Source organism: Oscillibacter sp. PEA192 (genome assembly GCF_003574015.1).
Classification (GTDB): domain Bacteria; phylum Bacillota; class Clostridia; order Oscillospirales; family Oscillospiraceae; genus Oscillibacter; species Oscillibacter welbionis.
On the sequence record NZ_AP018532.1, the window covers coordinates 409751 to 430885 of the forward strand.

Genomic DNA, 21135 nt, shown 5'->3' on the forward strand with positions numbered 1-21135 from the left:
GCATTATACCATAAATAAGTCTACTTGCCTTTACTAATGTGAGCGTGGTGCAACGCTGGAGGACTTAAAACTTTCTCTGCACTGATAGGAGGCATATATGAAAAGAATTGAGAAAATTAAAGAGAGATTATTTAACAGAGAGTATGTAACTCGTAAATCATGGTGGGGTGAAGGGGAGACAATTCTTGTAAACGAAGAGGTAAAGTCTGAGCCGCTTATTGTTAGAAAGTCTCTGGCCGTATTACATGTAGCGAGGAATATGCCAATCGAAGTTAAAGATGATGAGCTGATTGTTGGTGTTCCGACGATGGCCTCGGTTGGCTTCGGCAAATGTTTTCCCTCCTATGCTTTACCCGAGGAAAAGGAAGAGGCGGCCCAATCATCTTATACGGAGAAATCCGTTTTTGGACATCATCCGGCAAATTACGAAAAGCTTTTGACCTTGGGCCTCAAAGGAATCCGACAAGAGATTTACACGAGCCTGAAGCAGAAAGAGGATTTGCGGGAGACAGATCAAGAAATGTATGATTTCTACAGATCTGTTTTGATCAGCTTGGATGCAGTTGGCGAACTGGCTCGGCGCTACGCCGTACTATTGATGGAAAAAGCAGAGATTTGCGACGATATGGCTCGGCGGGCGGAATTGCTTGAGATGTCAAAAATTTGCACAAGAGTTCCGGAAAATCCGCCGAGCAGTTTTCATGAGGCTCTGCAGTCTCTTTGGATAACGTTTGTACTGTTTCACAGTACGATGGAATTCTTGCCGATTGGACGCTCCGACCAATATCTCTACCCATACTACAGACGCGATATTGATAATCATGTCATCACAGCGGAACAAGCCGATGAACTGGTTGGCAGTTGGCTTGCAAAATTTAGCGAGCGGGTACAGCTTGATCCGCAACAATGGGAAATGCATTTGACCGAACAGGATACACAATATAATGGAGCAGATCCCGAAAGGCTGAAAGGGTCAGCTGCTTCCGCAGGCTATGCGAATGACGAATCCTACAATTTTGGCACATCCGCTAATCACTGGCTGATTAATATGATTTTAGGCGGACAGACACGGGATGGCAAAGATGCAACAAATGAGCTGACATATATGATTTTAAAAAATTGGTCATATCTTGAGGCGATAGTTCCTGTAATGTCCGTACGGCTGCATAAAAACAGCCCGCAAGAATTGTTTGAACTGTGTGCGGATATTCTGCGGAAGGGATCGGGAGAACCGGTTTTGTATAATGATGATGAAATCATTCCTGGACTGTGCAAAATGGGCATTCCCCTTGAGGATGCGCGCGACTATGCCAACGATGGCTGCTGGGAGACATTGATTCCTGGGAAGACGAATTTCGGATTCTGCGGTACAGAGATTTTGCAACAGTTAGAATATCTGCTGCAAAATGGATATAGCTTGGTGCGCAACCGGCTGGAATGTGAAGATATTCCTCCAATAGACAGCTATGATTCATTTGAGGCGTTTTACAGATCCTATCTTGCTTTATTAGAACGCTTTGTGCGCCTGGAGATGAAAAATAAAATTAAATACAGTAAGGCGCGCTATAAAATTGCACCCTCACCCCTGCTTTCCGCATTGATGGATGATTGTATCACACGAGGCAGAGAGTATTCAAACGGCGGAGCCAAGTATAAGTTTTTCTGCTTCATGATTACAGGATTTGCAAGCACGGTAGACTCTCTGACAGCAATCCGAAAACTGGTTTTTGAAGATAAGGCGTTGACTCTGGCTGATTTTGCAAAAATATTGAAGAGTAATTTTGCCGGACAGGAAAGCTTCCGACAAATGCTCTTAAACAGAATCCCCAAATTTGGGAATGACGAGCCTGAGGTTGATGACCTGGCGGTTCGGCTCTTAGACGACTACGCAAAAATTGTGGAGCGCGTTCGCAAGGATTGTCCATCCGACTATATTCTTGGCTGCGGAATTGCGACATTTGAGTTTTATGCTAAGTTTGGGCACGATGTGGGTGCAACAGCTGACGGAAGACTGGCTCAGGAGCCGCTGGGCAGCAATTTTTCACCGGCTATTGGCATGGATATATCTGGCCCCACTGCAGCAGTCAAATCTGTAACAAAACCGGACTTGCTGCCGTATGCAATCGGAGGACCGTTGGATTTGCAGATTAATCCGGGAGAAATTTGCGGTGAGCAGGGATTGATCAGGCTTGTTGCTCTTATGAAATCTTTTCTGGAACTTGGCGGTTTAATGCTGACGATGACCGGCGTGGACCGAGAGACCATGGAGAAGGCGCAGAGAGAGCCGGAAAAGTATCAAAATCTGCGGGTCCGGTTGGGGGGATTGTCCGCTTATTTCATTGCACTTTCGAAAGAGGTGCAGGATAGCCTGATCAAGAGAACAAAACACACAATTTGAATTGAAAGGGGATCCCAGTGAAATGCGTATGGTTTTGAACGGAAAAAAAGTTGACGCAACTAATCATTGCGAAATACCGGTGTACAATCCGGCAACACATAAAATAATTGACACTGTACCGAATGCAACTGAAAAAGATGTCGATCTTGCGTTAGACTATGCAAAACAAGGAGCAAAAATCTGGGGAAGAACACCGGTTGGAGAGCGAGTGTCCATTTTAATAAAGGCCGCGGGTATTCTTGAAGAGAACAGCAAAGAAATGGCGGACCTCTTGTGTGCAGAATTAGGGAGACCTTACAAACAGTGCTTAGACGAGGCAGCCAGCGTTGGCGAAACCTTTCGGTCGTTTGCAGAAAAAGCAAAACACAGCTGCTGCGAAATGCTTCCCAGCGATGTTACAGATATGGTTGTGGTGAAGAGAGAACCTCTGGGAGTAGTTGCGTGTATTATACCTTTCAACTTTCCTATTGGCCTCTATGCGTTTAAGGCGGCACCGGCTCTGGCGGCTGGAAACGCAGTGATTGTAAAGCCAGCATCTGTAACCCCGTTGGCATCTATCTTTATGACCGAACTTTTGCTGAGGGCCGGAATCCCACCGCAAGCGCTTCAGATTATTACTGGGAGCGGTGAAAAAATAGGGGCACAGTTGGCCGCCTCTCCGAAAATTAACGCGATTAGCTTAACGGGCAGCACAGAGGTTGGATTAAGTGTTGCTGAGCGGGCATCCAGAAATTTGACCCGGGTCTTTTTGGAATTGGGAGGCAATGATCCGTTAATCATTATGAAAGATGCCGATCTTGATCTCGCTGTGAGAGAGACGATAAAAGGACGAATGTTTAATGCGGGCCAAGTTTGCTGCGCATCAAAGCGTGTCTTGGTGCAAAAGAGTATTGCTGAGGAGTATACGAATCGACTGATTAACGCCTTGAAGTTATTAAAGGTTTGTGAGCCACATGAGAAAGAATGCGACATGGGGCCGCTGGTTAGTGAACAGGCTGCATGTGAAGTCGAAAATAAAGTGAACCAGACTATTAAACAGGGGGCGAGGTGTGTTTTCGGCGGAAAACGATATAACAAGACTTATTTTGAACCGACAGTTCTGAAAGATGTTACGGCGGATATGGACATTGCCAAAGATATGGAGATATTTGGGCCTGTTGTTCCGATTATTGAGTTTGAGGAAAATGATGAGGCAATAAAAATTGCTAATCAAACAAAATATGGGCTGTCCGGAGGAGTTATTGGGCGTGATATTAAGGCCGCACTGAGTACAGCGCTTAAACTTGAGAGCGGGACGACAGTTGTGAATGGCTGCGGTGATTACCGCACCTTGTATACACCCTTCGGCGGACATAAAATGAGTGGAATTGGTACAGAGGGATTGATGCTGACACTTGAAGAAATGATGCTTACTAAATGTGTAGCACTGAAAGGAATTGTTGAGGAGTCTGTGTCGGAGTCAGTGCTCAGGTAAAAGGCCATTTCTAAAGAGTGATAGAGAGGCCCTGATGACCTTACAGTATCTGCTGGAGGATAGATTCTGACTATCTTGCTACAAGTCAGGTACATATGAAGCCGTATGACTTGTGAACACAGCTTTTCTGAATGTTTGACACAAGCCGGTTTTAATTGTTGATTATTATAGGAGATAACGGCCATGAAAAAAATCATGAATTCCCCTTCTGACTTCGTGAAGGAAACCATAGAGGGTATTCTTTTAGCTTATCCGGATAAGTTAAAGATTTCGGAAGAGAACAACAGAGTTATTCTCTCAAAATATCCCCATAAGAAAGGAAAAGTAGGCATCGTCACAGGGGGCGGATCGGGACATCTGCCGGTATTTTTAGGATATGTTGGTGACGGAATGGCCGATGGCTGTGCCATTGGGAATGTTTTTACTTCACCGTCCTACCAGGCAATACTAACAGCTATTCGCGCATGTGACTTCGGAGCTGGCGTTCTCTGCTTGTATGGAAATTATGGCGGAGATAAGATGAACTTCAATCAGGCCTGTGAGGATGCAGAAGCAGACAATATCAGGGTAAAAAGCGTTCGTGTTTCTGATGATATTGCATCGGCCCCAAAGGGGGAAGAGGCAAGAAGACGCGGAGTTGCGGGATTACTTTTCGCGTATAAAATGGCAGGCGCAGCAGCAAATCGTATGATGCCGCTCGAAGAGGTCTCCAGGGTGGCCAGCAAGGCTGTGGAAAATACACGTACGATGGGAATCGCGCTCTCTTCCTGCGTAATACCGGAAGTTGGAAAACCCACATTTTTTATTGCTGATGATGAGATAGAGTTCGGTATGGGTATTCATGGGGAGAAAGGTCTTGAGGTCCGTAAAATGATGACCGCAGATAAAATAACAGAAATCATCATGGGTAAGATTTTAGAAGATATGCCGCTGAATCGAAATGATGAGGTTTCGCTCATGATCAACGGATTGGGGGCAACTCCTCTTGAAGAACAGTTTATTATCTACCGCAAAGCTGCTCAGATGCTAAAAGAGATTGGAGTCCATGTGCTAATGCCGCATATTGGAGAGTATGCAACCTCCATGGAGATGGCTGGTATTTCCATTACTATTTGCAGATTGGACGATGAGCTGGAAGGCTTATTGTATGATCCGGCGGATACACCCTTTTATACCAATCATAATAAGTAGAAAGAAGCGGAAGAAGATATGAACGTTCATTCATTAGAAGTTGCATTCGAAAACATATTTGAGAAAATTTCCGGAAATGTTGAGCTGCTGACCGAACTGGATCAAAAGATGGGAGATGGAGATCTGGGCATTTCTGTAAAAACTGGATTTCAGGGGGCATTGAGATCTGTCAGAGAGACTGAGGAAAAAGACGTGGGAAAAGTCCTTGGTTTAGCCGCAGATGTATTTAACAGGGATGCCCCCAGCAGCCTTGGAACCATTCTCTCCTTCTTCATGAAAGGAATGGCGGCTGCACTCAATGGCAAAGAAACATTTGATCTGGTAGAATTGGCGGATGCGATGAGAGCGGGAACTGACAGTATTATGAATAAGGCCGGTTCGAAACCGGGAGAAAAAACGATCCTGGATGCAATGGTTCCGGCGGTAAAAGTGTTGGAAGATCATTCGAAGGATGCCCCGAAAGTCGCATTTGAAGCAGCCATGAGAGCAGCCGCCGCTGGATTTGAGGAGACGCGAGCAATGAAAGCGGTTTGGGGGAGAGCTGCATATTATGGAGAGAAAAGTGTGGGGCTACTGGATGGCGGAGCTGCAGTTGGCAAATTGATTTTTGAAGCGATTAATGAGAGTTGTGGATTGACTGCCTGCAATTAAACAGGTCTTGAGTTAATTGTTTATTTGAATGGCTATTGCTCCCTTTGCGTGTTCCTGACCGCATAGCGACGGGGACACGCAAAGGGAAGGCTATCTGCAATGTTTGAAAATGATGAATATATTCAGAGGACCCTTCTATATATGCAAATTATTTGAGCGTCTTTAAGTCCGCTTGAACAAGAGAACTTGCCAGGACACTTGTGCCTCTCTGGGCATCGATGCAAGGCTGCTGCGGGATGAACAGCCCTTGACCAGGGATAAGGGCGGCATGTACTAAAAAATAGCCGCTGACCCTTGATACCGCTGGATATTCTGTGGCTGGTGTCCCCGATTTACACCAAATCTACACCAATTCAGCGCTTGATAGGCAGAATATCAGCCCGCCGGTTCCGAAAAGAACCGGCGGGCTGATCATGTTTATGTATCCACTTTTCAGTCGTGACCACAAGAACTCTGGTCGTAAATTCTTCAGACTGTAAGTATCTGAAAATCACTCAACGCCATTTTGAGGATAGCTGCTAACGGGTTTGGATCACTGACCCCTGTACGCGATCAGACGATCATCGGCCGCTCTGGTCGAAGGCACTTCTTTCCCGGCATATCTTATCCGCGCAGGATTTCACCGGCGATGGGAGCCAGCGCAGAGAGATCCGTAAAGTCCATCTGTTTCCCGTAAGTCTCCAGCAGTGCCTGGTCCTCACAGGACCTCTGCCGCGCCGGTTTCCTCCGCAGAGAGAAGCACATGGCGGCCATCATGGCCCGATGGCGAGGGGACAAAACGGCATAGTCAATGCCGCCCCGGAGGTGGAAGAAAACTGCCTGAGAGAAAAGTTCTGGAGACATCTGCCGTTTCAGGGATGCGAGGATATGCGCCCGGTTCTGAGGAATTTGGGGGTCAGCCAGACCCACAGTGGCCACGATCAGCCGCTGGCCATCCCCGAGGGAAAGTCCTTTCATTGCCTGCTTGAGCCCCAGCACCCCGCCGGCATAGAGCGCCCCAAGATAGACAAGGATACTCCCCTCAGCCAGCCTGTGGAATTCCCCACAGGGGATGGCGGGCAGGCCGGTGAGCCGGGAGAGCTCCTCCGCATACCGGCGGGTCGTGCCGTATTTGCTGCCATAGACGATGAGCCCATCCATCTGTGAAAATGCCTCCCTTTGCACAGCGCATTTATCCAGCCCTGCGGTAAAATTTACGTTTACGACAGAGCGGCGATGATCTTCTCCATGGCGGCGTAGCTGGGCATGGCGGCCACCTGGGTGATCTCCGCGGCCAGGTGAGGGACGCCGAAGTGGTTTTCGTCGGCGTCCGTGCCGGATACCTCGGTGCGGAAGCCGTGATTTTCCCAGGCCAGGCGCTGGACCTCCTCGTCCAGCAGGGCGTCGATGCCCGCCTCCCCCGCCTCGTCCAGCGCGATGTAGATATGGGAGGACCAGACGGTGGGGGTGGGGTAGATCAGCACGATGTCATCCTTCAACTGCGCCCAGTCCTCCGGGTTCTCCACGGCGAACTCCAGCAGCTGGTTCTCATAGCCGGCGATCACAGGCTTGGCCCCCATGCCGGTTTTGAGGAACTGGTCAAACAGGTCGGAGGAAGACGCCTCCATATAGCCCAGCTTCTCGAAGATGGCCTTCAGGCGGGGCAGCACAGTCTCCACGCTGTCCGCATCCGCCACCCCGCCGCACAGCACATTGGCCAGCAGCCCCGCGAACATATTCCCGGAGTTGGAGCGCACAGGGTCGGTGGTGCTCACCGCCACCGTACCGTAGAGCTCCGGCAGCCCCAGATCCGCCCAGGCGGTACCCGCCTCGATCTCCGCCACCAGACCGGCCATATGCATATAGTAGACCCCGTCCCGCTCCGTCACCAGTCCCCGTTTCTGGAACGCCTCCAGAATGGGACGGTGGGTGTAGAGGACGATGGGGGTGTTGAATACGATCTGGCTCTTGCCCGGCGCGCCGTAGAGCTGCTGGTAGTACTCCAGGGCGGTCTGGCTGGAGGGAAAGAGAAAATCCCGGCCCTCATGGTCCGCCGTGACCATGTCCAGGGAGCCCGCCTTGGCATAGTCCAGGGTGAGCCCGTAGTCCCGCTCCAGGACATCCTGTACCGCCTCGTCCTCCAGCAGGCCGATCTTCTCTCCCCCCCACATAGCCCCGCAGAACGGTTGGCTCCGGCCGGGGGCCGCCGCCCAGCAGCAGATAGACCGCCGCCGCCCCGATGACAACCAGCAGGATGATCAGACCGATCCATTTTGATTTGCTTCCCATTGGAATCCCTCCGTGTTCAGCAGGCCCTCCATGACCTTCATGTCCGCCTCCGCGTCAAACCGCTCCGAGGCCATCAGCTGGCTGAGCTGTTCCTCAAATCCGGTCTTCAGTTTTGGCAAAATGGCCCGCACCTTCCGCTGAAACTCCCGCACCTCGGAAGTCCCCAGCCCGGCATCCTGGAAGTTCACATACTGCCCCAGGATCCGGCCCACCGTGTCCAGATAGTAGATGAGGAAGCGGTTGGCCGACGAAATCTTCTCCGGATGCTCCCGAAGATAGCAGTAGAGGCGATCCCCCGTCTCCGTGAGGGCCAGGGCGTCCTCATGGGTCCGGACGTCCGTAATGCGGCCGGCGGCCGACCGGATGGCCTTCAGATCCCGCTCCGCCTCCTCCATCAGGGCCTGCATCTCGCCGCCGTCTGGCCGCTGGGCGAAATAGAGGGTGATGGGGTCCGCCCTGGGGGTCAGCAGAAACCAAAGGCCCAGATAAATTCCCACCCCCAGCGCGGCGCTGAACAGGAAATTCCAGCGCAGGCCCAGGGCCAGAACCAAAAAGACTGCAATTCCCACGCCCAGCGACAGCACCAGTTGCCGTAGCTGTCCTTTCTTCATCTCAGTTGTACCCCTTCACGCTGCGGAAGGCCCCGATCAGGTCCTCCCGCCCGTCGAAGACCCGGGCGTGGGTCAGTTCCGCCAGCTCCTCCAGCTGGGTGGGATCGGCGGAGCCGAACATGATGGAGAACACCGGCACATCCGCCCCGAAGGCCTCGTAGCCGTCCCGGAAGTCGGAAAAACTCCCGTCAGACACCCCGTCCGTCAGCAGGATGATGGCAGGGGTGTACTGGCTCAGGTCGTAGTTTTTCAGCTGCCGCAGGCCCTCCATGGCGGCATAATAGATGTCGGTGCCGCCCACGGCCTCCTCCGCCTCCACCTGAGTATAGAGGGCTTCCAGCTCCTCTCCGTTCCCAACGGCGGTGTAGACGTCCCGGGGGTAGCCCTCAAAGGGGATGAGGATATTGACCTCGTGTTCCGAAGCCTGGAGCAGATTTTGCTCCGCGTTTTCCTGAATCAGGATCTGGCTCATGGCCTCCACCATCTGTTCCCGGCCAGTCCCCTCCATGCTGCCGGAGTAGTCCAGACAGTAGACCGTGAGGGAGGGCTTGCGGAACTGCGTCTGGTACAGATCCAGACACTCCATGAGCACATCGGTGGAGGGCATCCGGATGGGGGAGAGCACCCGGTCCGGCTGGACGCCCCAGTCGGCGCGGAACACGTCGGCGTTCTCCGCCGACACCCCCTCGTAACCGGTGCGGCGGCCGGTGCGCTGGATCTCGTTTTGCACCTCGTCGGACAGGAGATACTCCTGTAAATCCAGAAAGGCCTGTTCCTTCTCGGCGTCCCCGTTGTCCACATAGCCTAAAGGGGAGTCGGCAATGGACAGACCGTCGTAGGGGTAGACGGCGTACAGCGTCTCCTCCCCCCGCGCCTCCAGCTCCTGGTTGGCGCTGATGACGAGGCACTCATAGTTCACCATGGCGTCGTAGCCACCGGTGAGGAACAGGTCCTTCAGCCAGTCAGAGCTTCCGGAGGATCGATCCACGCCGGAGAGCAGCTGGGTGATCTGCTCCGCCAGGCCCGGGGTCTGGAGGTTCTCCGACGTGATCACATCCGGATTGCCCAGCAGGGCGTAGAGGAAGCCGATGTAGGCACTGCACCCGGAGTTGGACTGGGTGGCGGAGGTCATGCAGAACTCCAGCTCCCCCGCCTGGATGGCGGAGAGCAAGTCGCTGACCGACACCTCCGTGCCCACGAAACCCAGCTCCTCGGCTAACCCCTGGCGGATTCCGAATACCACCGGGGTGATGGAAATGGACTGGGCGTGCTTTACCCGGTACTGGGTGTCTCCGGCGGTGAGCCACAGGCTGCTGGCCGGCCACACCGCATCATAGTCCACCGTTTCCCCCTGGAGGGTCCGCATGATATCCAGGGAGCCCTGGTACTCCATCTCGATGTTCACGCCCCGTTCCCGGGCGAAGTCATCCAGGATGCCCTCCGGCTCCTGGTTCTCCGAGCCGGAGAGGATGCGCAGCGTCACGTCACCGCCATAGTCGAAGGCGTGATCTCCGCTGGCGGAATCGCCGGTGGAGACTGCGCTGTCAGACGGCGCCGGGCCGCAGGCCGTCAGGAGCAAAGCCAATGCCAGGATACATACGGATACCAGAGCGACTATGAGGAGATCCGCCCCTTCAAGGAATTTACCGACATCCACGACGTGGCGCCGATCCTGGTCCACCACACCCGGAAGAACACGGAGAGCGAGAACTCCTTTGACCGGATCAGCGGCACAAACGGCCTGCTGGGGGCGGCGGACGGGGCCTTCCTGCTGTACCGGGAAAAGGGCCGTGTGATTCTGGACCAGACCGGGAAGGATCTGCCGGGACAGCGGATGATCCTGGACTTTGACCCGCAGCGCTGCCTGTGGACGGTGGTGAGCCGGGAGGCGGAGATCGCGGAGCCGCCTGAGCCGCTGCTGGATCTCATCGACCAAGTGATCGGCGGGGGGTGGCAGGGGACAGCCACGGAGCTGCTGGAGCGGCTGCGCCGGCTGGACCCGGAGCTCCCTTACCGGGCCAACACGCTGACCCGGAAGCTCAACGCCCTCACCCGCCGGCTCAAGGAGGAGAAGGGCATCGAATACTGGAAGTCCCGGAGACCGGAGAGCCGGCAGCTCACCTTCCTGCGCACGGAGGACGAGGAGGAAGATGAGGAGCATGACGGTGATGACGATGATGACGATTCCGCCCCCGCGGAGGAAATACCGTCATTACCGTCATTGGGATCAGAGAGCGGCGGTGATGGGGATGGCTGAGATGGTTCCAGTCTGGGAGAAGGCCAACCTGACCCTGGAGGAGGCCGCGGCCTACTTCGGCATCGGCATCAACAAGCTCCGGGATCTGACCAACGAGGAAAGCTGTCCCTTCGTGCTCTGGAATGGAAGTAAACGGCTGATCAAACGAAAAGCGCTGGAGAAATATTTGGAGACTGCCTATTCCATATAGGTGGTAAATTCCAAGGTTGTATGGTAAAATAAGATACAGCCTATCGAGCGCTTTTCGAGAAAGGAGGATCAAAACTTGTCCGAAAAGCGCCGGGATCAGAGAGGCCGTATTCTGAAAACAGGCGAGAGCCACCGGAAAGACGGTCTCTATATGTTTCGCTATACCGACACCCGAAAGCAGCGCAGATACATCTATGCCAGGTCACTGGAGGAGCTGCGCCGGAGGGAGGCCGAGATCCAGAGGGACCTGGCGGACGGGATCGACTATGCCGCCGGGGAGATGACAGTACTCGAACTTGTCACCCGGTATATGGATCTGAAGCGCACCCTGAAGGAAAACTCCTATCGCGCCTATGATACGGTCATCAACCGTATGCGGAAGGACCCCTTCAGCCAAAAGCAGATCCGGCAGATCAAGCCCTCCGACGCCAAGGCCTGGTTCGTCTCCCTCCACGACCGGGGGTACAAACAGAGCACCATCAGCACGGTGCAGTGCGTGGTCCGCCCCGCCTTTGAAATGGCTGTGGACGATGACATGATCCGCAAGAACCCGTTCAAATTCAAGCTCTCGGACGTGATCCCCAAGGATGCCTTTGTGCGGACGGCCCTCACCCGGGAGCAGCAGGACCTGTATCTCCAGTTTTTCCAGGAGTACGGCGGCGGGAGCTATTACGACGACATCGTGATCCTGCTGGGCACCGGGCTGCGGGTCAGCGAACTGTACGGCCTCACCAAGGCGGATCTGGATTTTACCCGCCGCTGTCTCTATGTGAGGCGCCAGCTGTGCCGAACAGCCAACCGGCCCTATTTCATCACCAGCCCCAAAACCAAGAGTGGGATCCGCACCATCCCCATGACGGACATGGTCTACATGGCCCTCAAGCGGGTGCTGAAGGATCGGACGCCGCCCAAGACAGAGATGGTGGTGGACGGGTGCAGCGGCTTCCTGTTCCTGGATAAGGACGGCAGGCCAAAGGTGGCCATGCATCTGGAGAACTACATGCGTCTTCTCCAGCGGAAACACCGGTGGGCCCTGGGGGAGGACTTTCCCGTGGTCACGCCCCATGTGCTGCGGCATACCTTCTGTACGAATCTGCAGCGGGCGGGCATCGACATCAAGAGTTTGCAGTACCTCATGGGACACTCCAGCGCCAGCGTCACCCTGGATGTCTACACCCACACGGACTACAACTCCGTCAAGCACGCCTTTGATCAGATCGCAGCCAACCTGTGACAGGATCAAAACCGGACATTTTCCATACACCGCTTCTTACACCATTTGCGTCGAGACTTATCCATATCTGTGTAGATTTACGGGAGATCCGAACTTCGGACGCGCACCTCAAAATCCCGCAAAATCCCTGCGGCAGAAGGGATACGGAGGCTTGTACACATCTGCGTGGGCAGCCTCAAAATCCCCGGGAAGGGCGAGCACCATATATTCGATATTGTGTGCCCGGCGATGCGAGAAAGAGTTACCACAAAATTTCGGAGAGCCCATTTTAATTCCTGCGTTATCCGGATGTGTTTTTATACGCCCTTGTTTACAGTTCTGATCACTTGAATAGTGAGACAGTCAATATTAGATAAAAGAGACTCGTGATATTGAAACTATAGATTTGAAGCATACTGCAAAAAATCCTGATGTTTTTAATATTAGTTTCCCAATTCCGTTTTGTGTTCCTGCGCAGTTTCGGCCCTTGTAAGTACAAGGTTTGGCATCGCCCTGAATACGAAATGAATTGGGACATATTAGTTTAGTATTATTACGATTTGACAAACAGTACGGAAAAGAACGAAAGCATGTAAACCGCAAGTGTCGCAACATCTGTGTGATAGATACCAAGGCAAAGGACGGAGCAGGATAGAAGAATATTCAGCATTGTCTGAGAGGTACTTCTCTGCTGTAAAAACGCGATTCTGTATTCCCTTATTAGTAAACTATATAGGAGCGGTGCATGAGATGAGACGGCAGACCTTGCTCAAAAAATTGGTGGTTAGCTTTATTCTGGTGTCATTGATCCCGGCACTTTTGACAGCAGGGGTTACATTTTATCGAAATAATCGCGACCTTAAAGCCTCGATTATCAGCGAAAACCAATTGTCCCTATTGGATATTTCTGAACGTACTTCTGAAAAAATCCAACAAGTAGATATGTTCTTTTATTGGGTTTCCCAGAACACCCAGATCCAGCAGCTGTTGAATCTAACTGCTTCAGAAGCTGCCTCCTACAGTGAAGATAAAGCTCTGGCCATCAAGGAATTGCGCTCGCAAACATCATATCGTCCGATTGCTAAGGACATGTTATCGCTATTTATCATTGGGAATAATGGGCTGGATATAAGAGATGGCGCAGAGGCGTCTTTGATCGATTACACATATTTAAAAACATTTATTAACCGTTTTTCCGAAGACTATTGGAGTGGAGTGATGGAGAATATCACACCGCTTACTGATAATAAGAGGGTCATCATGTATTGCCATCCGATTATCAGTTTGGAAAGCCGGCAGACGATCGGCCACTTAATGATCATTTTTTCCGAAAACTTTTTTTTAGATGCGTTTAAATATTTTACGGAGGATTCTGACAACTATGCTGCGCTCTTTACAGAAAATGGGCAAATTTTGGCTTTAGCTGGGTGCGAAGGTGACGAGATAAAAGTACTGACAATGTTATCCAGCAAAAACCAAAATTCTGAATATTTACCGCTCACGGTAATTGACAATGCGAACAGACTTACACTGAGGGGACTTGTTTCTAAGCAGTTAATCAATAATCAGGTTCATCTACTTACTACTTCAACGATAGTATTATTGGCGATTGTGGTTGGAGTTACTGCGATGCTTTCTACATTTTTGTCCGTAAATCTCAACCATCCAATTAAACAGATCACGAAAAATGTTAATAAAATTTCAAAAGGTGATTTTACTCATCTGCAAGAGATTGATGACAATAGCGAACTTGGAGAATTAAACCGGCATATATTAAAAATGAGTGAAGACATACAGCGTCTGCTGCAAGAACAAAAAGAAAGAGAAACCGAAAAGCGGCGGTTGGAAGTTCGGGTCCTTCAAGCGCAAATAAACCCGCACTTTTTATATAACACATTGAACTCTATTAAAATTATGGCCTCGATGCAGAGTGCGTATAATATTTCTGCTATGGTCGATGCTTTGGGCAAACTGATCAGGGCAAATCAAACCGTTACGGCGGAATGGATTCCGCTAAAGCAAGAGCTTGACTTGTTAGACAGTTACTTGTATATCCAAAATATTAGATTCAAGGGGAAAATACGGAGCGAGTGGTCTATAGAGGATGAATCTTTGCTACAGCAGAAAATATTGAAATTTACGCTGCAGCCTTTGGTTGAAAATGCGATTATCCATGGCTTGGCAGATCTTCCTCAGGGCGGAGAGATTTTAATTATCTGTGATACACATAAAACGGATCTGCGGATCCGCATATTGGATGACGGTGTGGGGATTGAACCAGACCGCCTGGCATATATACAAGCTATGCTGAATGATTCTTCCGGGATTTTTCACCAGGAAAATGGCATGGGCATTAAAAATGTTGCACAAAGAATCCGACTCCGCTGCGGAAGTCGCTATGGTGTCACTATAAGTAACCGCGCGGAAGGAGGGACTTGTGCAACCGTTTTGCTCCCTCTTGATTACAAGGAGGACTCAACATGATGAATTTGTTAAAGATACTCATTGTGGATGATGATGCTACGGTTCGCATTGGATTGAAGACTCTCATTGCCTGGGAGCAATATGGTTACAGGCTTGTAGGGGAGGCAGCTAATGGACAGCAAGCCATTGAGATCGTGCATAGAGAGCAACCGCATATTATTATTACGGACATGAAAATGCCTGTAATGGACGGACTAACCCTTATCAAAACGCTGAAAAATGAAGAGGGATTTTCCGTGGCTTTTTTGGTTCTGAGCAGCTATGATGACTTTGAATTAGTCAAAGGAGCAATGAAACTTGGGGCCGTTGACTACTTCTTGAAATTGGAATTGGACGTCCATATGCTGCTGTCCTGCCTGGATGAAGTGCGAAAAACGATCACATCTGCGGACTCCTCATGTGAAAATGAGACTGTTGGAGGTGTTTCCGCATTGCAGTCAAAGGTAATACGCAATATTATTTCTAACTATTTTTTTACGGAAGAAGAGATGATCAAGCAGTTAAAGCAAAGCGGCATTCATTTGGATACAGACTCAATGTATTGCCTCTTTATCAAAATTAATAACATTTTGATTTTTGAAGAGAGTACAGAGGAAGAGTATTACACCTTAAATTATGGCATCATAAATGTCATCACAGAGATCTCCAATGATTGCTTTGACGCCTACTGCGTAGAAGGAAAAACCGGGGAATTCTATGTTATTATTGCGGCACAAAAAGATATAAAAAATGGAAAAGAGGAAGAATTGGTTGCGTTAACTGCAAGACGGCTACATAAAATGCTTTGGCAATACCTAAACTTGGACTGCACGGTTGGTATAGGCCGGGGGAAAACTACGCTGGACGGCATTCGAAAAGCTTGCCATCAGGCGGTCGAAGCTGTAAAGAGCCATTACTTTTTGAAAAATGATGAAATTATTGACTGGCGAAACTGTCCAATACCCATTCAAAAAGGGTTCATTTTGGGAGATTGCAACGAAATAATTGAGGCAAAACAACAGTTAAAACATGCATTAAGCGTGTTGAGGGAAGATGAGATAGCCTCCAGCTTAAAAGTAATCAAAGAGAACCTTTTAAAGTCAGGGCATTCAAAGGAAACGATATTGTTTATTCTCATAGAAGTGTTTACTTGCGTAAGAGAGGTGTTTGACCACTACAGTATGTCAACGCATGATATACTTTTGCAGAGCTGGAGAACATACACAGAATTTTTGACGATTAAAAATGTTGAACAAGCACTTTCTTGGATAGATAATTTGCGGGAGGATCTTCAAAACTACGTAAGAAATGAAATAAAAAAAGATTATCAGGATGTTGTTTTCAAGGCAAAGGAGATCATAGATGAAAACTATTCTTTGAAATTGTCGCTTACAGACATAGCAATGCGCGTTCATCTTGACCCTTCCTATCTGAGCTCTCTGATGCGCAAACATCTCGGCATGAGCTATTCTGAATATTTGACGAATGTTCGAATAGAGCAAGCCAAACGTCTGCTGGCCAATTCTTCCCAAAAGCTTTCTGCCATCGCAGAGACCGTAGGGTATCCCGATCAGTTTTATTTTAATCGCCTTTTTAAACGCGTTTGTGGAATAGCTCCTGGGGAATACCGAAAAAGAATTCAAAATCAGCGTAACAACTGACAGGAGAAACGGAATATGAAGCGTCGTTTTATAGGGGTTGCCTTGATTGGCTTAAGCTTATTCGCAATGATGCTTACATTTGCTTTCCGAAAAGGAGCGAAAGATTCTGAAGAGGCGGAACTTGCTACAACATTGAGGGTTGCCGTTGCCGCTGATGCAGCTGCGGAATATGACCAAATGCTCTTTGAAGAGTTTATGAAACAATATCCCGATATTAAAATAGAGACCGTATCGTTTCCTGCGCCTGTCTATTCGGCTAATTTGGAAGCACTCATGAGCGGGCAACAACCGGTTGATGTCATTTTCATTAAAGAGATTTCACAATTGGGGAATTTGGCCGATGAAGGTGTTCTGAAACCTTTAGATTTTCTTGTTTCACAAAGCGGGATATCTCCTGAGAGTCTGATAGGATATGAAAATTTAAAAAGCACTACTGACAATACCCATTATGCTATGCCCTACAGGGTGGAGAAGTACTTTTTGTATTACAACAGAGATGTTTTCGACATAACAGGCATTCCTTATCCGACACAGAATATTACATGGCACGAGTTTCAGGAAATAGGATTTGCTATGAACCAAAAATTAAAAGAACTTGGAATGAGTGAGAAAAAGGCAATCCTTCTTTTACCTGACGGGAATGATCTTCTCAGAATGACGATCCCCGGTCTGTCTTCTCTGATAGGTGGGGATATGCAGCAATTCGGCCATAGTCTGGACTTGATGGAACAACTGCTTGCGGAAGGGACGACGATTTCCTTCGCACAAAGCTATGAGCAAAATTTTCAGCAAAACGTATTTGAAACAGGGAATTATGGGATGTTCATCACCAGCAGCAGTTACGCCCCATTATTGCTTGACAAGCAGAAAGACGGAAAGCTTGATTTTGACTGGGGCGTTGTTTCGCAGCCGTTTTGGCCGGAGGAAAAGAGCGGGAACAATATAAAAATAATTATTCCCATATGCATATACCGATACACAAAATACCCTGAGGCTGCTTGGAAGTTCGTGTCTTTCATGAGCGGAGAGCAAGGCGCGTCTCTAACTGCGGAGAATCTGCTGTTCCCTGCATATGACAGCGAAACAGTGCAGAAGACTTTGATATCTGCCGCCCAAAGGCACCAGATAAAAGCAGACCTGGTGGACAATGCACGTAGGTCATCCCTGCCAGCTTGCCCGACGGCAAGTGAGATAGATATCTTTTCGTTTATAAGCAACGAATATATGGATACGCTTATGGGGCTGATTACAAAAGATCAGTGTATCAGGAAAATAGAAGATTTGCACAGCCGCTTCCCCAAATAGGAAAAATTGTCCGCATAATCTGTATCCGCTCGACGCAGCGGGACTGAGCGTTCAGAGCCGCTGGAGGGTGTGCCCGCAATTGCGGCCGACGCGGGCAGATCCGACAGAATACTATGTGCGGCGAAGACCATAAAAGGGGGGGGACCTCTCGTTCCCTAACTCTGCGGCTCCCGATGCGGCAGACCAGCCTGGCTTGCCTTGCCGCACGGATGCCAAAGGCGCTGGATTTCCGAACAGGCTGCCGGACAGCGGGGAAGGACGCGAGAAAGCCCATGGGACCGCTGTGGCCCACGGGCTTTCCGCTCCGGCGCCCCGCGGCGGGACCCTCAAATGGTAAGACAATATGAAATGACCCCTGCACTTGTAAAGCGTGGATTAGCCTGCCATACTTTAGGAGCGCACCTAAAGTAACCAGACTTACCACATACAAGGAGGAGTCATCATGACAAGTATAATCTATATCGGGATGGATGTCCACACCACAAATTACACACTTTGTTGCTATACCGTAGATTCGGACGACGCATTTGCTGTCGTAAATGTGAAGCCAGACTACCATGAGATACTAAAATACATGGAGCGTGTTCGTTCGACGCGTGGCGGAAATTGCGATTTTATTTGTGGTTACGAGGCAGGCTGCCTTGGATATTCCCTTTATCACCAACTCGCCAAACACGGGGTAGCATGCATTATCTTGGCTCCGTCTACTATGCCCCAGCAAAAGGGTAAATCGATTAAGACCGATAAGCGCGATGCAAAAAATATTGCTAAGTGTCTGGCCTTCAACCTGTACAGCCCGGTATATGTTCCGACGGCCGAGGACGATGCCATCAAAGAGTATATTCGAATGCGGGATGATGTGAAGGCTGATCTGAAGCGAACGAAGCAACAGATTATTTCGTTCTGCACCCGCCATGGATTCCATTATGAAGGGAAGAGCCGTTGGACTCAGGCCTATTTCAAGTGGCTTGACTCTCTCGTATTTGAAAATGCGCTCTACAAGGAAACCTTACAAGAATACTTGGCTCTCTACTATACGTTGGATGAGAAGATTGCTGTATATGATGCCCGGATTGAGGAACTGGCTCATCAGAAACGGTATGAAGAGAATGTTCGGAAGCTCTGCTGCTTCAAGGGCGTCTCTACCCATACTGCGCTTCCTCTGCTTGTTGAAGTCGGCGATTTCCACCGTTTTCGGACTGCTCAACACTTTTCCGCCTACTTGGGACTTGTCCCAGGAGAATCGTCCAGTGGAGAAAAGGTGATCCATACAAACATTACAAAAGCGGGGAATTCTCATCTGAGGACTCTCTTGGTGGAGTCTGCGAACAGCTATAGCCGAGGGGTTGTTGGAAAAAAGAGCAAAGTAATGAAGGACAAACAAGGTGGTAACTCACCCGAGATAATTGCGTACGCCGACAAAGCGAATGAACGGTTACATAGAAAGTTCTATAAAATCGCAATTCGATCCAAGAAGAATGTTGCCAAAACAGCTATTGCCAGAGAGCTATCATGTTTCGTTTGGGGAATGATGACCAATCACATCTCCCGGGCAGTGTAGCATCTATTCCTTTGAAGATGATATTGCGACTTGATTCCTGCGTCAAGGGTGTTTCACACCGCTGACGCGGCTTCGCCCTTGACCCAGTCTCAATCCGCAATTTGTGGTATTCAAGGAATGGATACCACCAGTTTGCCCACATTCGAGGGCATTTGTGAGGAGCCAAGCGAATGACAAGGTTCAGCTATCTACGATTTGACGCTTTGATGGCACAATATTTGTGATCCACGCCGTAAGACGGTAGAGCTCCAGGCACGAACCATTGACCTGTGGTAGCCAATCCACGTATAACAGAGTGGCCAATGCCGGAATTCTAATTGCCTTGGCTCTTCTCACATGCCCTCGGACAAACATTTTGCTTTTGGCAGGAATTTTCTACTTGACAAAAGTCATTTCATAACAGCGTCAAGGCTGAGGGCGGATTAAAAAGCTGAAGAAGATATGAGATACTAATTCTCGAGAAGTCTCAGGACTTCTCGAGAATTCTCATTTAGGGAGGAGCCGGGAAGGTTGAAACATTGTAGTCAAAGCACCATTGCGAAAAGGGCGCACAAAACCAAGCCCACTAAAAGTGGGCGAAAAACGAAGGTATGCTTAAAGTCTATGGCGTAGGTGGAGCAGCTACCAGATAACCTTGCCGCTGGAGAATGAAGATGGCTTCCGCCACGGAAACCTCACGGTGCGCTGGAGGTCGGTCTGTCTGCCGGTAAAGTTCAGGATTGTAAGACTCATTTTTCTTGAGAATGTTGTAAATAGCTGTAAGGAGCATTCTGGCAATGGCGATGATTGCTTTCTTGTGTCCACGGCGTTTCTTGAGAGCAAGGTAGCGATTGCGGACTTCTGGGAATTTCTTGGCACGAACCGCATTGAGGGCGCACTGAACAAGCAGCGGTTTGATGTAGGCTCCGGCCCGGCTGATTCTGGTGGTTTTCTTCTTCCCGGCACTTTCGTTGTTCTGCGGCGTAAGCCCAGCCCAGGAGCAAAGATGCTTCGAGGTGGGGAACACGGACATATCCACTCCGATTTCGGAAATGATGCCGATTGCGGTAAAGGATTGGATACCCGGCACCGTCATAACAAGGCCCAGTTGAGGAAGATATTTCTCAGCAGTTGCCAGAATCAGTGATTCCAAATCAAGTTTGCACAGTTGGAGACTATCCATGTGGGAACGGATGATGCGGAGCTTTTCAGCCTGTTCTTCACACATCTCTCCGTCCACAGCGGCGAGCACCTGTTCATTGGTCGCTTTCATGCCTTTGGTGCGGAAACCGGAAACATCCGTAATTTTCTCAGCTGGATTTTCTAAAATCCTGGTCGTAATTGCAGAGGCGGTTTTGCCGAACACATCTGAGAACACATCATCCAACTTGATATTGGAAACGGTTAGGCAGTTCTGTGCCCGGTTTTTCTCGCCGGTAGTGAAGTTGGTAAGTTTCCAACGATAACGAACCAAATCCCGAAGCTGGCGAATATCTGCCGGTGGGATAAAGCTTCCGGCGACAAGGTCGTGCTTGAAGATGTCTGCGATCCACTTGGCGTCTCGCTTGTCGGTCTTCTTGCCCCGAATCGCTTTCACGTATTTCGGATGAGCAAGAACGATATTACAGGTTGGCTCCAGAATGTTGTAGATGGGAATCCAATACTTTCCCGTGGATTCCATGCACACATCTTTGCAGCTATTCTCAGCCAACCAGGCTGCACAACGGCGTAGGTCCCCAGTGAAGGTGGAAAAACGCTTGCTCTTGTAGGTTGTTACTCCATACTCAGTGGTAGAAGCAATACAGGCAACGACAAAGGACTTGTGGACGTCCATCCCGCAGCAGACACGATAAACGATTTTGAGCATAACACATCCCCTCGAAACAGTGTATTTGAGGGAACAGGCAGGGACTG

The 21135-nt window shown here is 49.8% G+C and carries 16 protein-coding genes; 11 read left to right on the forward strand and 5 right to left on the reverse strand.

Annotated features, from left to right (window positions below; translation table 11 throughout):
- Positions 1-97 precede the first annotated feature (97 nt).
- The 4 genes from DN611_RS01970 (at position 98) to DN611_RS01985 (ending at position 5714) form a co-directional block, all read left to right on the forward strand.
- Positions 98-2398, forward strand: coding sequence for a pyruvate formate lyase family protein (locus tag DN611_RS01970; RefSeq protein WP_119310521.1), 2301 nt, complete (start codon positions 98-100; stop codon positions 2396-2398).
- Between the two features lie 22 nt (positions 2399-2420).
- Positions 2421-3872 (forward strand): aldehyde dehydrogenase family protein, encoded by a 1452-nt coding sequence (locus DN611_RS01975; protein ID WP_119310522.1) that lies wholly within the window; start codon positions 2421-2423, stop codon positions 3870-3872.
- Positions 3873-4055: 183 nt separating this feature from the next.
- Positions 4056-5063 (forward strand): dihydroxyacetone kinase subunit DhaK, encoded by a 1008-nt coding sequence (locus DN611_RS01980; protein ID WP_119310523.1) that lies wholly within the window; start codon positions 4056-4058, stop codon positions 5061-5063.
- Positions 5064-5081: 18 nt separating this feature from the next.
- Complete coding sequence (locus tag DN611_RS01985) at positions 5082-5714, forward strand: dihydroxyacetone kinase subunit L (protein WP_119310524.1); 633 nt, start codon at positions 5082-5084, stop codon at positions 5712-5714.
- A gap of 603 nt (positions 5715-6317) precedes the next feature.
- On the opposite strand, the gene DN611_RS01990 is transcribed toward DN611_RS01985, so the two are convergent.
- From DN611_RS01990 to DN611_RS02005, 4 genes are all read right to left on the reverse strand, one after another.
- A complete protein-coding gene (locus DN611_RS01990) occupies positions 6318-6854 on the reverse strand; it encodes a flavodoxin domain-containing protein (RefSeq protein ID WP_119310525.1) in 537 nt (178 codons plus the stop codon).
- A 59-nt stretch (positions 6855-6913) separates the two neighbouring features.
- The gene (locus DN611_RS01995) at positions 6914-7864 is read right to left on the reverse strand and encodes a hypothetical protein (RefSeq protein WP_119310526.1); all 951 of its coding nucleotides are present in this window, start codon (positions 7862-7864) and stop codon (positions 6914-6916) included.
- Positions 7865-7951: 87 nt separating this feature from the next.
- Positions 7952-8593 (reverse strand): 5-bromo-4-chloroindolyl phosphate hydrolysis family protein, encoded by a 642-nt coding sequence (locus DN611_RS02000; RefSeq protein WP_119310527.1) that lies wholly within the window; start codon positions 8591-8593, stop codon positions 7952-7954.
- A 1-nt stretch (position 8594) separates the two neighbouring features.
- Entirely contained in the window at positions 8595-10076 is a 1482-nt protein-coding gene (locus DN611_RS02005) for a vWA domain-containing protein (RefSeq protein ID WP_256264887.1), read from the reverse strand.
- Positions 10077-10097: 21 nt separating this feature from the next.
- Here DN611_RS02005 and DN611_RS16915 point away from each other — a divergent pair, with 21 nt between their 5' ends.
- The 7 genes from DN611_RS16915 (at position 10098) to DN611_RS02035 (ending at position 19242) form a co-directional block, all read left to right on the forward strand.
- Positions 10098-10850, forward strand: coding sequence for a helicase RepA family protein (locus tag DN611_RS16915; RefSeq protein WP_256264888.1), 753 nt, complete (start codon positions 10098-10100; stop codon positions 10848-10850).
- Entirely contained in the window at positions 10843-11040 is a 198-nt protein-coding gene (locus DN611_RS02010) for an excisionase (protein ID WP_087268312.1), read from the forward strand. The genes DN611_RS16915 and DN611_RS02010 overlap by 8 nt, the downstream gene beginning before the upstream one ends.
- A gap of 75 nt (positions 11041-11115) precedes the next feature.
- On the forward strand, positions 11116-12273 hold the full coding sequence (locus DN611_RS02015) for a tyrosine-type recombinase/integrase (protein ID WP_119310529.1): 1158 nt from the start codon (positions 11116-11118) through the stop codon (positions 12271-12273).
- Positions 12274-13002: 729 nt separating this feature from the next.
- Positions 13003-14736 carry a sensor histidine kinase gene (locus tag DN611_RS02020; RefSeq protein WP_119310530.1) on the forward strand — a complete coding sequence of 578 codons (1734 nt, stop codon included), beginning with the start codon at positions 13003-13005 and terminating at the stop codon, positions 14734-14736.
- Positions 14733-16376: a response regulator transcription factor gene (locus DN611_RS02025; protein WP_119310531.1), complete on the forward strand. Its 1644-nt coding sequence runs from the start codon at positions 14733-14735 to the stop codon at positions 16374-16376. The genes DN611_RS02020 and DN611_RS02025 overlap by 4 nt, the downstream gene beginning before the upstream one ends.
- A gap of 15 nt (positions 16377-16391) precedes the next feature.
- Entirely contained in the window at positions 16392-17681 is a 1290-nt protein-coding gene (locus tag DN611_RS02030; RefSeq protein ID WP_119310532.1) for an ABC transporter substrate-binding protein, read from the forward strand.
- A gap of 442 nt (positions 17682-18123) precedes the next feature.
- The gene (locus DN611_RS02035; RefSeq protein ID WP_119310533.1) at positions 18124-19242 is read left to right on the forward strand and encodes an IS110 family transposase; all 1119 of its coding nucleotides are present in this window, start codon (positions 18124-18126) and stop codon (positions 19240-19242) included.
- A gap of 601 nt (positions 19243-19843) precedes the next feature.
- Here DN611_RS02035 and DN611_RS02040 read toward each other — a convergent pair.
- Positions 19844-21088 carry an IS110 family transposase gene (locus DN611_RS02040; RefSeq protein ID WP_119310534.1) on the reverse strand — a complete coding sequence of 415 codons (1245 nt, stop codon included), beginning with the start codon at positions 21086-21088 and terminating at the stop codon, positions 19844-19846.
- Between the last annotated feature and the right edge of the window lie 47 nt (positions 21089-21135).